This window comes from Bacteroides acidifaciens, assembly GCF_903181435.1.
GTDB lineage: Bacteria > Bacteroidota > Bacteroidia > Bacteroidales > Bacteroidaceae > Bacteroides.
Map to the genome: position 1 here is coordinate 1,048,437 of NZ_CAEUHO010000001.1, position 15,586 is coordinate 1,064,022.

Below are 15,586 nucleotides of genomic sequence, written 5' to 3' on the forward strand. Positions count from 1 at the left end.
AGTATATGGATACAGTAAAAATAGATGCACGTGACGTGAACTTCTGGTATGGTGATTTCCATGCGTTGAAAGGCATCAGTATGCAGATTGAAGAGAAGTCGGTCGTGGCTTTTATCGGGCCTTCCGGTTGCGGAAAGTCTACGTTTCTCCGGCTTTTCAACCGTATGAACGATTTGATTCCCGCCACCCGCCTGAAAGGGGAAATCCGTATTGACGGGCAGAATATCTATGAGAAAGGCGTGGAAGTGGACGAGTTGCGCAAGAATGTAGGGATGGTGTTCCAGCGTCCCAATCCTTTCCCGAAAAGCATCTTCGAGAATGTGGCTTACGGGCTTCGGGTGAATGGGGTAAAAGATAACGCTTTCATCCGCCAGCGGGTAGAAGAGACATTGAAAGGTGCGGCTTTGTGGGATGAAGTGAAGGATAAGTTGAAGGAGTCGGCTTATGCGCTGTCCGGCGGGCAGCAGCAGCGGCTTTGCATTGCCCGCGCGATGGCGGTGTCTCCTTCTGTGCTGCTGATGGACGAACCTGCGTCTGCGCTCGACCCTATTTCTACGGCAAAGGTAGAGGAGCTGATTCATGAACTGAAAAAGGATTATACGATTGTCATCGTCACGCACAATATGCAGCAGGCGGCTCGTGTCAGCGACAAAACGGCATTCTTTTATCTGGGGGAAATGGTGGAGTTCGACCAGACGAAAAAGATATTCACCAATCCGGAGAAAGAGGCTACCCAGAATTATATAACGGGACGCTTCGGGTAGTCCGTGCCTGAAATGTAGTAAACAGAATATTAATCATTTATATATAATGGACTATGGTAAAGTTTATAGAATCGGAACTCATCCTGTTGAAGAAGGAAATTGATGAAATGTGGACGCTGGTGTACAATCAGCTCGACCGTGCCGGTGAGGCTGTGTTGACGCTGGACAAGGAACTGGCTCAGCAAGTAATGGTTCGTGAGCGCAGGGTGAATGCTTTCGAATTGAAGATAGATAGCGATGTGGAGGATATTATCGCATTATACAATCCGGTGGCAATCGACCTTCGTTTTGTTCTGGCAATGCTGAAAATCAACACCAACCTCGAACGTCTGGGCGACTTTGCAGAGGGAATCGCCCGTTTCGTGATTCGTTGCAAAGAGCCGGTGCTCGACTCTGAACTGTTGAACCGTCTTCGCATAGCCGAAATGCAGGCAGAGGTGTTGTCAATGCTTGAACTGGCGAAACGTGCTTTGAATGAAGAGAGCATCGAACTGGCAGCGGGGGTATTTGCTAAAGATAATTTATTAGATGATATCAATGCGGAAGCCACCGAAATCTTGGCGGCTTATATCATTGAACACCCGGAAACAGCACTTACTTGCGTCGATTTGGTCAGCGTATTCCGCAAGCTGGAACGCTCCGGCGACCACATTACCAATATCGCCGAAGAAATCGTCTTTTTCATTGATGCAAAGGTCTTAAAGCACCGTGGGAAAACGGAAGAACACTATCCGGAGAAATAAATATTTGCATATTTTTAAACAGAAATTAGGGGTCATTAAAATTTTGTCTTATATTTGTCTCCTGTAATGGACAAGTTACGGGTGTTCTTGCTTCAAATGATAATAAATCCAAAGATTTTTCAAAAAGATGTTATATGACATGTTTTATAATTTGGATAATATCGGTAAAAGCACCTATATTTGCACCGTTATCCTGAAAACAATCTTTTTACCTTAAAAAAAAACTAATACCTATTGAAAACTGAAAAAAGGAGCTTTGTGAAAAGCCCCTTTTTTTTATGCTCATATTTTCTTTCCTGCCAGCTTATTCGTATCTTTGAGCCCTATATAAAAGAGAGGCTTTTTAAGCATAAATTGTAAATCGTAAAATCGTAAATAACATTATGTTTTCCGGAATTGTAGAAGAATATGCTACTTTGGTAGCACTGGTGAAAGACCAGGAGAATATACACTTTACATTTAAGTGTTCGTTTGTAAATGAGTTGAAAATCGACCAGAGCATTTCTCATAACGGTGTATGCCTGACGGTAGTGAGCATGACGGATGATACGTACACGGTGACTGCCATGAAAGAGACACTGGAACGTTCTAACCTCGGTTTGCTGAAAGTGGGGGATAAGGTGAATGTGGAACGCAGCATGATGATGAACGGTCGTCTGGACGGTCATATCGTGCAGGGACATGTAGACCAGACTGCCACTTGCGTTGACATAAAGGATGCGGAAGGAAGCTGGTATTTCACTTTCCGGTATGCGTTTGATAAGGAAATGGCGAAACGCGGATATATCACGGTGGATAAAGGTTCGGTAACGGTGAATGGTGTCAGCCTGACGGTATGTAACCCTACGGATGATACTTTCCAGGTGGCTATCATTCCTTATACTTACGAGCATACTAACTTCCATACTTTTGCCATCGGCAGTGTGGTGAATATCGAGTTTGATATTATAGGTAAGTATATCAGCCGGATGATTCAATATAAATAAGATGGAATATAGCGAATTTCTGCAATTGGTGCTTTCCCGCCAGAGCGACCGGGCGTATGATAAAGAACGACCGGTGGAAGCCGGGAAGTTGGAACGGATTATTGAGGCGGGGCGTATGGCTCCCTCTGCCTGTAATGCGCAGCCGTGGAAGTTTGTGGTAATAACCGACCGTGAACTGGCCTTGAAAATTGGCAAAGCAGCGGCTGGACTGGGCATGAACAAGTTTGCTAAGGACGCTCCGGTGCATATTCTGATTGTGGAAGAATCGGCTAATATCACTTCTTTGCTCGGGGGAAAAGTGAAAGACAAGCATTTCCCGCTGATTGATATTGGAATTGCCGCTGCACATATCACGTTGGCTGCCGAAAGCGAAGGCTTGGGGTCGTGCATTTTGGGCTGGTTTGATGAAAAGGAAATGAAGCGGCTGACGGGGATTCCTGCTTCCAAACGTGTATTGCTGGATATTGCGATAGGCTATCCGGTGAAAGAGAAGCGCAAGAAGATGAGAAAGCCGAAAGAGAAAGTGGTTTCTTATAATCGTTATTGATTCCGGTAAGTAAATATTTCCAACTTACAGAATAGGGATATAATAGAAGGCATCGTTGGTTTAAAAGGAAAGAACCGTTCCTTTAAAACCAACGATGCCTTCCTTTTAAAGGAGCGACCTGTTTCATTTAAACCAAAAATGAGTATATTAAGTCGTTGATAGATGGGTTATTATAAAAGCCCCATGAGCGGGGCTTTTATAATAATATGTTTACTTCTTTTTTGACAGTTCTTTCAGCAGGTGGTCTACTGCTGCTTTCAGTTGGGCATCTTCACCTTTCAGGCTCGCTCCCGGTTCGTTGTAGACAAGAATGTCGGGTTGCAAAGTCTGGTTTTCCAGATATTTTCCTTGCATGTCCATGCAGCCTACCTGCGGGATGCCGAATACGATAGACGGGTCAATCTGACGTTCCCACCATACGGCGGTCATGGTTCCGGCAACGGGAGTACCTATCAGTTTGCCGATACCTAATGTCTTGTATACATACGGTGTGCCGTGAGCGTTGCTGTAATTATCTTCACAGGCCAGCATGCATGAAGGCTTCAGCCATTTGTTGAACGGGTCGCTGCCGATGTATTGTCCGCGCGGAACGAAACGTTGGTATTCTTTTCCGCTAAGCAGCGTTACTACATCATCGTGCAACCATCCGCCTCCATTATGGCGGGTATCCACGATGACTGCTTCTTTATTGCGGTAACGTCCCAACAGTTCGGAATACATCTTACGGAAACTCGGGCTATCCATCCCCTTGATATGTACATAGGCGATGCGTCCTCCGGAAAGCTCTTCCACCTTTTGCGCGCAACGTTTCACCCAACGCTTGTAAAGCAATTCGCTCTGAGTACCGTAACTGATGGCTTTTACTGTCTCTTCAAAACGCTTTTTGGTAGCAGGGTCATATACGGTAAGTATAACTTTGCGTCCTACCTTGCCTTCAAATAACGGGAAATAATCCGCATTGGCTTCAATGGTTTGTCCGTCTACTTTTTCGATGATGCATCCTGCTTTTACATCTGTCTTTTTCTGGGTGAAAGGACTCTGAGCAAGAATCTCTTTGATTTTCAGTCCGGCGCCATCATATGATTCGTCATAAAATACGCCTAGTGAAGCGGTAGGCAGTGCACTGCCACCACCACCAAAACGTGCTCCGGTATGTGAAGCGTTCAGTTCTCCGAGCATTTCGCTCAACATTTCGGCGAAGTCATAGTTGTTGTTGATATGAGGCAGGAAGCGTTGGTATGCTTCTTTGTATCCTTTCCAGTCGGTACCTTGAAGATTGGCAACATAGAATTTGTCGTTAACTTGCTGGTAGACATGGTCGAAGATATAGGCACGTTCCTCGTAAGGACGGTAGTCGAAGAAAGCCTCAAAACTAATCGGGGTGATTTTGCTGCCGGCGATTTCGATTTTCTTCAGTTGTCCGCCTGTGCACATAAAGATATTCTTTCCTTCTTTATCGGGGATTAATGCACCACCGCCAACTCCTTTCAATAATATTTTGGTGGTGTTCTCTTTCAGTTTATGTTCCCATAAATCATAGCCACCCTCAAAGGCTGCAAGGTAGTAGAGCGCGTCGCCTTTCGGAGTAAGTACGGCATCTCCGAGTCGGGAAGAATTAACGGTCAGGCGGACAATGCGGTCGAAGCGGTTTTCGAGGTCGAAAGTCAGCGGTTTTACCTCTTCTTCTTTTTTCTTCTTGTCCGGGTCTTCTTTCTTGTCTTCTGTCTTGGTTCCTTTTTTATCTTTCTTCTTGTCGGCTTTTTCTTTCTCTGCCTTTTCCTTTTTCTCTTTTTCCGCTTTCTCTGCTTTTTCAGCTTCTTCAAGTAAAGCAAGGTCTTCTTTGTTCATCATGAAGCGGTTGTAGGCGTCTACGTCAAAGAACATGATATAGGCGTCGCCTTCGCTTCCCCAACTACCATGACTGCGGTATCCGGCGCGGTCGCTGTTCCAAATCATTGCTTTTCCGCCAAGCACCCATTTGGCATTGCTGTCGCTGTATCCGCTTTCGGTCAGGTTGACCATTTCGCCCTTTCCGTCCGCTTTCAGTAATACGACGTCTTTATTGTTCCAGCCGCCTATGCCGATGAAGTCCGAAAGAATCCATTTGCTGTCGGGGCTCCATTGGAACCACTGGTCACCGTCTGCATAAGAATACTGGTATTTGGCATCCATCACGGTGCGCACCGCTTTACTTTTCAGGTTAATGACACGGATAGCGGTGCGGTTTTCGAGGAAGGCTATTTCTTTGCCATCGGGACTGAACTGCGGTTCGAAGGAAGCGACATTGGATTTTGTCAGACGTTCTTCTTTCAGTTCGGTGGCGTAGGTGAATTGTTTTTCTTCCTTGCGTACGATGGTCGAAGTATAGAGTTGCCAAAGTCCGTTGCGCTCTGAAGAATAGACCAACGTCCGTCCGTCGGGAGAGAAGCTGAGGTTGCGCTCCTGGTCGGGAGTGTTCGTGATTTGTTTCGTTGTCTTGTAGTCAATGGAAGTGACGTAAACGTCGCCGCGCATGATAAATGCCACTTCTTTTCCTTTAGGGGATACAGCGATGTCGGTAGCTCCGTTCGCTCTGATTTGGCGGATAATGTCTTTGTCGTTCTTGTCCGACAGGATGGTGATGTTCACTTTCTGCGGTTTGCCGTCCGGAACAAGTGTGTAGATTTCACCGTTGTAACCGTAGCAGAGCTTGCCATCTGCGGCTACGCTTAAAAAGCGGACGGGATGCTTGGTATGGAAAGTAATCTGCTTGGCGGTAGCAGCTCCAAGAGTGCGTTGGAATACATTGAAAGAACCTTTTTCCTCACTCAAGTAATAGAATGACTGCCCGTCGGGAGCCCATACCGGTTCGCGGTCTTCACCGCCGAAAGTCGTTTGCTTTTGGTAGACGGGTGTTTTTCCGGGGGTATAGCTCCAGATGTCGCGGGCGATGGGGGATACCTGATGCTTGCGCCAGTAGTCTTCATATCCTTTTTTATCCTGATAGAGTATCATTCCGTCTTTGTTGATGGAGATACATTCCATAGGCATGGATGAGAACATGACGGGGCGTCCGCCTGTCACGGCCACTTCATATACCTGCTGGAACTGGCCGGAAGGAAATCCGGCGTCTTCGGTAGAAGGAGCGATATTGGCTGTGAACAAGATATGCTTATTGTCCTTGTAGGCAATGGGCTTCTCACTGCCGGAGTGGGTAGTCAGCCGTTGGGGGACTCCGCCGTCTTTGGATACGGTGAAAACATCCAGACTTCCCATGCGGTCGGACGCAAAGGCGATTTGTTTTCCATCGGGACTCCATACCGGTTCTGTGTCAAAAGCCGGATTAGTAGTGATTTGTGTTGCACGTCCGCCGGTTGTCGGTACGGTGTAGATGTCTCCTTTGTAAGTGAAGGCAATGGTTGTGCCGTCCGGGGAAAGAGCACAATGACGCATCCATAACGGGGAGTCTTGTGCTGCGATTGCTCCTGCAAAGCATAGGGCAAAAGCACTGAGTAGTAGTTTCTTCATTTTTTCTAATATAATTGTGTTTAAATTCATTTTCGCGATTTAAGGCTGCGCTTTCTTACAAGTCTTTCAGTAGTACCTTGCTTGCCTTTTTATAGTATTCCTCTCTGGATTCGGTCAGCACTTTCCACTCGTCACTGAATTCTTCGTCTTTATCAATCTTGAAGTTTTCCGAACCGTAGGTGTCCAGGCGGTCGAGCAGAATAGCTACGTTCAGTTGGTTGATATCCATTGACGGCTGATAGCCGATTTCCTCGCTTTTGGTATCCGTGACGACTTCGTGAATCAAGTTTATCTCCTGCAATTGATAAAGCACCTGGTTGGTGAGCCGAATCGGTATCTTATGTTCTTCCGATATTCCCAAAGCCGTATAAGGCGGCTCGTTCTTTTCGAACCGTTTGGCTATGAGAGACATAATCAGAATCGAAATAAAGTCGCGGTAACGCCGGCTGATATTGCGGGTGTCCTGGTCGAAGCTGAAACTTTGGATGTTCTGTCCCGCGTATGTCAGTTCCGCTCCGAACAGGCAGATAGTCCAGGATATTTGCAACCAGAGCAGGAACAATGGTAAGGCGGCAAAACTACCATAGATAGCATTGTACTTCGATACTCCCAACTGGCTGCTGATATATAGGTACTGGAAAACCTGATAGGCGCTTCCCGCCAGGACTCCTGCGATAAATGCATGCTTGAATTTTACCTTTGTGTTCGGCATAAAGATATACAACCCTGTGAACATCAGCCAGGTCAAAACGAAAGGGATAAGGCGTATCGAGAATTTCATGATAGGAGCCAGCAGCACGAAGTCATCCATCTGCTTGAGCATGGTGCTCACGAAAATGGAAAGACCACCGGAAACTACAATCAGAATCGGCATCAACAGGAACATGGAGAAGTAATCTGTAATCTTGCGGTACATGGAACGTGCTTTCTTCACTTCCCAGATACGGTTAAATGTGATTTCTATATTGCTGACCAGGTTGATAACTGTCCATAACAACATCACCAGACCGATTCCGATGAACAGACCGCCTTTGGTTTGTGAAAGATATGAATCTACAAAAGTGAGGATGGCTTCCGTGGTTTCTATGTTTCCTCCGAACCCGTTGCGCAATTGATATTCCATCAAGCTGTCGAACCCGAATCCGCGTGCAATGGCGAACAGGATAGCGAGTATCGGGACAATGGCAAGCAGGGTGCTGTATGTCAGAGCCGATGCCTTATTTGCCATCCGGTCTTTTGTGAATCGGTTGATACAGAGATAAATGGTCTTAATAATGTTGTAGAGCGAGAACTTAGTCCTGGTCACTTCACCTTCCGTAATGCGCCAAATGTCATACGTGAGGAATTTCCATATATCGGTGAATTTCTTCTTCATGGCTCAGATTTTTAAAAAGAAAAAGCAGTCAGCCTGTAAGCCGAGTTCTGTACCTTATATAAATAAGGTGTCTGTCATTTATCTGAGTGGCGTGTCACCACGACACTTTAGCGGTCTACCCTCCGACATGGAGCGAGCAACTCTCATAACGCCGGTTTACATGACCTTACAACTCCTAAGACGTACAGCCCGACATGTCACCATGCGGCTGGTGGGCTTTTACCCCACCTTCTCACCCTTACCTCTCCCCGAAAGGAGCGGCGGTTATTTTCTTCTACGTTACTCTACCCTCGCGGACAGCTTTCTGTTAGGAAGTAGGATGCTCTATGTTGCCCGGACTTTCCTCCTGCACGAAACATGCACGCGACAGACCGGCCAACTGCTTTAGACTGCAAAAGTACGTCATTTATTTTGTTTTAGCGAAAGAATGTGTCATAAATAGAAATAATTTCTACCTTTGCTATCCATAAAATGTGATTCGATGAAGAAAAATATCCTCTTTTTCTGCTATTTTCTAGTGATTGGCGCAATAAGCCTGAAAGCTCAGGAGATACGTCCCATGCCTGCCGACTCCGCTTATGGCGTAGTGCATGTTTCTGTCTGCAATATGCGCGAAGAAGGCAAGTTTACTTCCGGCATGAGTACGCAGGCATTATTAGGAATGCCCGTCAAGGTGCTTCAATATACGGGATGGTACGAGATTCAGACGCCGGACGATTACACCGGATGGGTGCACCGCATGGTAATCACACCCATGTCAAAAGAACAATATAATGAATGGAATCATGCGGAAAAGATAGTAGTCACTTCTCATTACGGATTCACCTACGAGAGACCGGACGAGAAATCGCAGACCGTTTCTGATGTGGTAGCAGGCAATCGTCTGAAGTGGGAAGGAAATAAAGGGCATTTTTATAAAGTATCTTACCCGGACGGTCGTCAAGCCTATATCCCCAAATCTATCTCGCAACCTGAAAGCAAATGGAGAGCGTCACTGAAACAGGACGTTGAAAGTATTATTGAAACGGCTTATACCCTGATGGGAGTTCCTTATCTTTGGGCGGGAACTTCTTCGAAAGGGGTGGATTGTAGCGGTTTGGTTCGGACGGTGCTTTTTATGCACGATATCATCATTCCGAGAGATGCGTCCCAACAGGCATATGTGGGGGAACGTATCGAGATTGCGTCTGACTTCTCCAATGTGCAGCGCGGAGATTTGGTGTTCTTTGGTAGGAAAGCCACTGCCGGACGAAAGGAAGGAATCTCTCATGTCGGCATCTATCTCGGAGATAAGCAGTTTATCCATGCTTTGGGAGACGTTCATATCAACAGTTTTGAGCCTGCGGATAAGAACTATGACGAGTTCAACACGAAACGTCTGCTTTTTGCTGTTCGCTTCCTATCTTATATTAATAAGGAGAAGGGGATGAATACTACGGATAATAATCCTTATTATAAATGATTTCATCTATCATCTATTAAAGCATGCAGAATAGAAGAGATTTTTTGAAAACAGAGACTTTGGCAGCTTGGGGGGCAGGGTTAGTGGGCTTTTTCTGACTTTACTGAATGAATGTCAGAGTGTTAATGCCATCTGACATACAACGAATGTAAATTTGTCAGGTGCTGTCGTTAACCGCTGTTAAGCCCTAAATATTCTCTGTTAAAAGAGGACAAAAAAGCGTGACAAGTAGAATAAGTGAACGATATTTGTTATTATTTTAACGTCGTAAAAGTTAAAACAATGTCGAATATTAACATTTTAAAGAATTATAAATCATGAAACAGACAACAAAGAACATTCTGGGAGTAGGAGCAATCGTTCTTCTTAGCTCAGGAGTTGCAGGATTGACAACCTACAAATTGTTGCAATTCAACCAGACTGCCACAGAGACATCTTTTAATGAGATGTTCAAGCAGAATCCCAATGTGAAATTGGCTGCTTTTGATGCTGTGAACGCTCAACCTATTGATTTGACTCAGGCTGCGGAAAACTCTCTCCATGCTGTTGTACATATAAGGTCTACCCAAGAAGCTAAAACAAGAACCGTTCAGCAGGCGCCAGACATCTTCGATTTCTTCTTCGGTGACGGACGCGGACAGCAACGTCAGATACAATCTCAGCCTCGGGTAGGTTTCGGTTCGGGAGTTATCATCTCAAAAGACGGCTATATCGTGACGAATAACCACGTAATTGAAGGCGCGGATGAAATCAGTGTGAAACTGAATGACAACCGTGAGTTCAAAGGCCGTGTGATTGGTACTGACCCCAGTACCGACCTTGCATTGGTGAAAATTGAAGGGGATGAGTTCCCGACTATTCCGGTTGGAGACTCCGAAGCATTGAAAGTAGGAGAGTGGGTATTGGCAGTAGGTAACCCGTTCAACCTGAACTCTACTGTAACCGCTGGTATCGTAAGTGCCAAAGCCCGTTCACTGGGAGTATATAGTGGTGGTATAGAATCATTCATCCAGACAGATGCCGCTATCAACCAAGGTAACAGTGGTGGTGCACTGGTGAATGCGAAAGGGGAACTGGTAGGAATCAACTCCGTGCTTTCTTCTCCGACAGGAGCATATGCAGGATATGGTTTCGCAATCCCGACCAGTATTATGACGAAAGTTATTGCCGACCTCAAACAGTATGGAACTGTACAGCGTGCATTGCTCGGTATCCGTGGTGGCTCTATCGGCAGCAGTTTGATGGACGACCGCCAGCCGATTGACAAATCCGGTAAGACATTGGCTGACAAAGCTAAGGAACTGGGTGTGGTAGATGGTGTATGGGTTTCTGAAATCGTTGAAAACGGTTCTGCATCCGGTGCTGACATCAAAGTGGATGACGTAATTATCGGCTTGGATAATAAAAAGGTATCTAATATGGCGGACTTGCAGGAAGCTATCGCTAAACATCGTCCGGGTGATAAGGTGAAAGTGAAACTGGTACGTGACAAGAAGGAAAAGACCGTTGAAGTGACGTTGAAGAACGAACAGGGCACTACCAAGATTGTGAAGGACGCAGGTATGGAAATCCTGGGAGCTGCTTTCAAAGAGTTGCCGGATGACTTGAAGAAGCAATTGAATCTGGGGTACGGTCTGCAAGTGACAGGAGTTTCTTCCGGCAAGATGTCAGATGCGGGAGTTCGTAAAGGTTTCATTATCCTGAAAGCAAACGACCAGCCGATGCGCAAAGTCAGCGACCTCGAAGAAGTAATGAAAGCTGCCGTTAAATCACCGAATCAGGTGTTGTTCCTGACTGGTGTGTTCCCGTCTGGTAAACGCGGATACTTCGCAGTTGACTTGACTCAGGAATAAGGTATAAAATAAGGTAATAAGATTCAGGATAAGCTAATGAAATAGAAAAAGGATGCCGACGGACAACTTGTCGGCATCTCTTTTTGTTTTATTAGTAGAAAAATTTAGTGTAAAAGTTACTTAATTTTGTATGTTAACAAATTATTTGTCGTAACTTTGCACTCCAAATCTGTTTTTAAAGAATGAGACAACTAAAGATTACCAAAAGTATCACTAACAGAGAGAGCGCTTCTCTTGACAAGTATTTGCAGGAAATCGGCCGTGAAGACCTGATTACTGTCGAGGAAGAAGTAGAACTCGCTCAACGCATTCGTAAGGGTGACCGTGTGGCATTAGAGAAACTGACACGTGCCAATCTTCGTTTCGTCGTATCTGTGGCCAAACAGTACCAGAACCAGGGTTTGAGTTTGCCTGACTTGATTAATGAAGGCAATTTAGGACTGATAAAGGCTGCCGAAAAGTTTGATGAAACACGTGGATTCAAGTTTATCAGCTACGCTGTATGGTGGATTCGTCAGTCTATTCTGCAAGCATTGGCGGAGCAGTCACGTATTGTCCGTCTCCCGTTGAACCAGGTAGGTTCGCTGAATAAAATCAGCAAAGCCTTCTCGAAGTTTGAACAGGAAAACGAGCGGCGTCCGTCTCCTGAGGAGTTGGCAGACGAGCTGGAAATCCCGGTTGATAAAATCTCTGATACACTGAAGGTGTCCGGCCGTCATATTTCGGTGGATGCGCCTTTTGTGGAAGGAGAAGATAACAGCCTGCTGGATGTGTTGGTGAACGATGATTCGCCTATGGCGGACCGTTCTCTGGTTAATGAGTCTCTTGCGAGGGAAATTGATAGAGCTCTTTCTACGTTAACCGATAGGGAAAAAGAAATCATTCAGATGTTTTTCGGTATCGGACAACAGGAAATGACGTTAGAGGAAATCGGCGATAAGTTTGGTCTCACACGTGAGCGCGTTCGCCAGATTAAAGAAAAAGCAATTAGAAGACTAAGACAAAGTAATCGTAGTAAATTGCTCAAATCTTACTTGGGATAAGTAAGAAATATCAGTTTCTGAAAGAAAAAAAGAATTTGAGCCGCATAAGTCGCACTTTTCATATCGAAGAATGTACTTATGCGGCTTTTTATTTGATAACCGTTTCGTTGTTTTTGTCTTAATGCTATGTTAATGTTGCCCCTATGAAGAAGTTTGTTTTAATCCTTTCTATTCTTATCGTCATGGGCGTGGGATGGATGGCGTACGGGAGATGTACTGCCTCGAAAACGGCTGTGCCTGCCAAAACCGAACAACGTTTGCGGGAAAAAGCACAGGCGGCAAAGGCTTACTGCTCGAAAAACGGATATAATATGAATTATTGTTTTCTGGTGGATTTCAGTATTCATTCGGGCAGAAGGCGGTTCTTTGTCTGGGATATGAAGGGGGATTCTATCAAATATGCCAGCTTGTGTGCGCATGGATACGGTAAAAACAGTACGGTTTCCAAACCGGTTTTCAGTAATGTGGAAGGGAGTTATTGTTCTTCTTTGGGGAAGTATAAGGTAGGGATATGTTCGTACAGTAAATGGGGAATCAATGTACATTACAAATTGCACGGATTGGAAGCGACGAATGACAATGCTTTCAAGCGCATCATTGTTCTTCATTCTTATTCCCCTATGCCTGAGGCGGAAGTTTATCCGATGCATCTTCCGTTAGGTATCAGCCAGGGATGTCCTGTAATCTCCGATAATATAATGAGGAAAGTCAATGTATTGCTCAAGACTGAAAAGAAACCTGTGCTATTATGGGTCTATGACTAAGAAATGCTATTTCTTCAAGATAAATAGAGGTTGTTTCCTCTTTTTTGTTACCTTTGCCACAATTAAAATTATATGATATGAAATACGTAAAAATACTATTTGCCATCGCACTTGTGTTTACCATGTGCTCCGCTTTTTCCTTGAAAAAAGACCATTCTAAACCCGTTTATGCTTTTGGAATCTCCGCCTCATTTACCGATTCGGTAGTTTACTTCACGGATATTCAGGTGTTGGACAGTGCAAAAGTTAGCAAGGAGGGATTTTTGGCTCACCGTGAATTGTATAGTTATCAGTTGAAGAATTTCTTGGAAGATAATCAATTGCAGCAGAATAGTACTTGTATGATTTACTTCTCGGAAAACAGGAAGAAGCTGGAGAAGGAAGCAACTAAGATTTTGAATAAGTATAAAAGGAATAATAGAATAACAGTGTCGCGGATTGATTCTGAAAAATTCCACTTTATAAAACCGGAAGAGTAATAATCGAATTGTTAATATGGTAAGAGATGTAGTTCTGCATCTCTTATTTTTTTATCTTTGTTGCGTTAGAAATAAAAGTGTTATGAAAAAGGTTAAAATATTATCATTGTTTGTATGCTTGGTAGCTTTTTTATCTGCTTGTAATAATGATGAAGATGCTCCTGTTCCAGTAACAGTGAAAACAGTTTTGATGTATCTTGTTGCAGATAATAGTATAAGCGGTGATATATACAGTAATATAGCGTCGGTAGAGGAGGGGTTGGCCAAGGCTGCATCTCCTGGTACATTTGTAATCTATTGGGACAGTGGGAGCCGGAAAAGTGAATTCCCTGATCCGACTTTATTTAAATATGAAGTAGATGGTAAGGGGAAAGTAGGTAAAAGAGAGATAATAAAAACCTATAGTAGCCAGAACTCTGTATCGAATGAAGTTCTAAATAAGGTTCTGATGGATGTGGAAGCTTATTGTCCGGCTGAAAAGTATAGTCTGATTTTTGGCTCTCATGCTACAGGGTGGTTGCCTGTAGGTCATGAAAGTCGTTCTTTTGGAGACGACGGCGGAGCTAAAATTAATATTCCTGATTTATCGGAAGCTTTGAAGCGATCAGGTATTCATTTCGATTATATACTGTTTGATGCTTGTTTGATGTCGCAAGTTGAGGTTGCTTATGAATTGAGAGATGTTGCTGATTATTTAATTCTTTCTCCTGCGGAAGTAATGAGTGCAGGATTTCCTTATTTTAAAATAACGAAATATTTATTGTCTGTGGATAACACAGAACAGACTGTTATAAATGTCGCAAAGGACTATATTGATTATTATAAAAATGAATATAGTTATCCGTGGGCCACTATTGCAGTGATAAAAACAGATGAAATGCCGGCATTGGCAAGTATAACTCATTCGATTATGGGACAGTATCAGGATAATCTGGTTAAGTTTAATAATAGTAAAATAGATGATTTGCAAACCAATTATGGCTATGGGAGATTTTCCTTGGATTTGGATCATTCAACTTATGATTTTCGAGCTTTTATACGTGAATTGACCGATGATAATATTCCTTCTGATTTTGAAGAGCAATTGGAAAGGGTAGTTATATATAAGGATTATGTTGATGATTATAAATTAGTTAATATAGACCCTGAAATATATTCAGGTATTGGATGTTATATACCGGATACTAGATATTCAAGATGGAATGCTTATTTTAAGAATTTGCAATGGTACTCCGCTGCCGGATGGAATGAAACAGGTTGGTAACTGAATTGAAGACTATATTACAATTTATTGTTCAACTCTGAAACGGGCAAGGCATGCATCGCTTCTTTGTATTCCACAGCAGAGGAGATTGAAAATATAATGAATGTTCTTATGTCTTTCGTGCGTTTGTAAGCATTCTATTTTCCGCCTTGACACAGATGATTACATGACATACCTTTGTGCCGTAACTTTTAATGAGAATGATTATGGTAAAAGAGAAAGTAAACTACCAGAAGGTGTATGTTTGGGAAGGCTCATACTAGAATAAAAAAAGCAAAAACATTTCTCATATTCTCATAGTAACGCGTATTTGCTTGATTACTAAATATATAAAGAATGAGAATAAAATTATTTACATGCATTTCTCATGGTTTTATCAAGAAAACGCGCTTAAAACAATGCATCATGTCATTACTGGCATTTCTCATATATCACAAACAGTATTCCTATAATCTGCTCATTAACACTTAATAAACTGTAGCCAAACAACCGTTCATTTTTATTATAACTAACTGACAACCAAAGATTATACTACTTTAATCAATAGATTTTCAATAAGACATCTCTATCGTTTCACTCCAGTGAACAGATTCGTTCACTAGAGTGCACAAATCTATCCACTCTAGTGCAACGGTCTGTCCACTGGAGTGGAATGATACGTATGAAGGCAGGAAAACACAATAATGTCTATTGTAAAAGATATGTAATCTACCGATTCAACGTACAAACTACGGTTATATTGGCCTATACATATTAGTATGCTGAAACAAGGACAAGCATAATATACAGTATGAGAAAT

At 43.6% G+C, this 15,586-nt stretch carries 12 protein-coding genes and 1 other RNA gene; 10 read left to right on the top strand and 3 right to left on the bottom strand.

The features are described from left to right. Positions 1–5 precede the first annotated feature (5 nt). The 4 genes from pstB (at position 6) to CLIN57ABFB40_RS04250 (ending at position 3,040) form a co-directional block, all read left to right on the top strand. The gene (pstB, locus tag CLIN57ABFB40_RS04235) at positions 6–764 is read left to right on the top strand and encodes a phosphate ABC transporter ATP-binding protein PstB (protein WP_175629025.1); all 759 of its coding nucleotides are present in this window, start codon (positions 6–8) and stop codon (positions 762–764) included. A 53-nt stretch (positions 765–817) separates the two neighbouring features. Next, on the top strand, positions 818–1,507 hold the full coding sequence (gene phoU, locus CLIN57ABFB40_RS04240; RefSeq protein ID WP_175629026.1) for a phosphate signaling complex protein PhoU: 690 nt from the start codon (positions 818–820) through the stop codon (positions 1,505–1,507). Positions 1,508–1,890: 383 nt separating this feature from the next. Then, the gene (locus tag CLIN57ABFB40_RS04245; protein ID WP_175629027.1) at positions 1,891–2,493 is read left to right on the top strand and encodes a riboflavin synthase; all 603 of its coding nucleotides are present in this window, start codon (positions 1,891–1,893) and stop codon (positions 2,491–2,493) included. Position 2,494: 1 nt separating this feature from the next. Next, on the top strand, positions 2,495–3,040 hold the full coding sequence (locus tag CLIN57ABFB40_RS04250; protein ID WP_175629028.1) for a nitroreductase family protein: 546 nt from the start codon (positions 2,495–2,497) through the stop codon (positions 3,038–3,040). A gap of 210 nt (positions 3,041–3,250) precedes the next feature. Here CLIN57ABFB40_RS04250 and CLIN57ABFB40_RS04255 read toward each other — a convergent pair whose 3' ends face one another. The 3 genes from CLIN57ABFB40_RS04255 to rnpB form a co-directional block, all read right to left on the bottom strand. Then, positions 3,251–6,547, bottom strand: a complete 3,297-nt coding sequence (locus tag CLIN57ABFB40_RS04255) for a S41 family peptidase (RefSeq protein ID WP_175629029.1) — start codon at positions 6,545–6,547, stop codon at positions 3,251–3,253. 55 nt (positions 6,548–6,602) lie between these two features. Beyond that, positions 6,603–7,922, bottom strand: coding sequence for a YihY/virulence factor BrkB family protein (locus CLIN57ABFB40_RS04260; RefSeq protein ID WP_175629030.1), 1,320 nt, complete (start codon positions 7,920–7,922; stop codon positions 6,603–6,605). Between the two features lie 20 nt (positions 7,923–7,942). After that, positions 7,943–8,305, bottom strand: an RNA gene (gene rnpB / locus CLIN57ABFB40_RS04265) — RNase P RNA component class A. 98 nt (positions 8,306–8,403) lie between these two features. Between rnpB and CLIN57ABFB40_RS04270 the strand changes: the two genes are divergently transcribed. The 6 genes from CLIN57ABFB40_RS04270 to CLIN57ABFB40_RS04295 all read left to right on the top strand — a co-directional run bounded on the left by CLIN57ABFB40_RS04270 (position 8,404) and on the right by CLIN57ABFB40_RS04295 (position 14,787). Beyond that, positions 8,404–9,384 carry a C40 family peptidase gene (locus tag CLIN57ABFB40_RS04270; protein ID WP_175629031.1) on the top strand — a complete coding sequence of 327 codons (981 nt, stop codon included), beginning with the start codon at positions 8,404–8,406 and terminating at the stop codon, positions 9,382–9,384. Positions 9,385–9,701: 317 nt separating this feature from the next. After that, a complete protein-coding gene (locus tag CLIN57ABFB40_RS04275; RefSeq protein ID WP_175629032.1) occupies positions 9,702–11,237 on the top strand; it encodes a trypsin-like peptidase domain-containing protein in 1,536 nt (511 codons plus the stop codon). Between the two features lie 182 nt (positions 11,238–11,419). Further along, a complete protein-coding gene (locus CLIN57ABFB40_RS04280) occupies positions 11,420–12,280 on the top strand; it encodes an RNA polymerase sigma factor RpoD/SigA (RefSeq protein ID WP_002561589.1) in 861 nt (286 codons plus the stop codon). Positions 12,281–12,423: 143 nt separating this feature from the next. Then, entirely contained in the window at positions 12,424–13,044 is a 621-nt protein-coding gene (locus CLIN57ABFB40_RS04285) for a murein L,D-transpeptidase catalytic domain-containing protein (protein ID WP_175629033.1), read from the top strand. Positions 13,045–13,121: 77 nt separating this feature from the next. Further along, on the top strand, positions 13,122–13,523 hold the full coding sequence (locus tag CLIN57ABFB40_RS04290; RefSeq protein ID WP_175629034.1) for a hypothetical protein: 402 nt from the start codon (positions 13,122–13,124) through the stop codon (positions 13,521–13,523). 82 nt (positions 13,524–13,605) lie between these two features. Beyond that, positions 13,606–14,787 carry a clostripain-related cysteine peptidase gene (locus CLIN57ABFB40_RS04295; protein ID WP_175629035.1) on the top strand — a complete coding sequence of 394 codons (1,182 nt, stop codon included), beginning with the start codon at positions 13,606–13,608 and terminating at the stop codon, positions 14,785–14,787. Positions 14,788–15,586: the final 799 nt, after the last annotated feature.